The 302-nt window shown below is 53.6% G+C and carries 1 protein-coding gene; it reads left to right on the forward strand.

The window, feature by feature from the left end; genetic code table 11:
• Positions 1–91 precede the first annotated feature (91 nt).
• Positions 92–302: hypothetical protein (locus tag BGIM_RS54345; protein WP_193789054.1), on the forward strand; the 211-nt coding region annotated here is incomplete at its 3' end.

Genomic DNA, 302 nt, shown 5'->3' on the forward strand with positions numbered 1-302 from the left:
TGCCGCGTTGAGTAAAACTCGGGAAGAACTGAATGCAGACATTGCCACACTCCGAAAGGAGAAGGCGTCGCTTGTGAAAGAAAAGGAGGCGATGGCGATTAAGTTGGAATCCATTAATCCAACCGTGAACCGGGTGCTGAAATTCGTCGAGGGCAAGTTCACGCACGCCGTGCGGATCAGCTACGACGGCCCCGAAATCATCGAGGCGACTGACAAGCGTCTGCTTGGCGAGGGGTGTCGGGAAGAAGGCTTCAGGCTCATGACGTTGTTCGGAAACAGCAAAGGGGACCTATCGTTCAAAA

Origin of the sequence: Zavarzinella formosa DSM 19928, assembly GCF_000255705.1 — a bacterium.
In the GTDB taxonomy this organism is placed as follows: domain Bacteria; phylum Planctomycetota; class Planctomycetia; order Gemmatales; family Gemmataceae; genus Zavarzinella; species Zavarzinella formosa.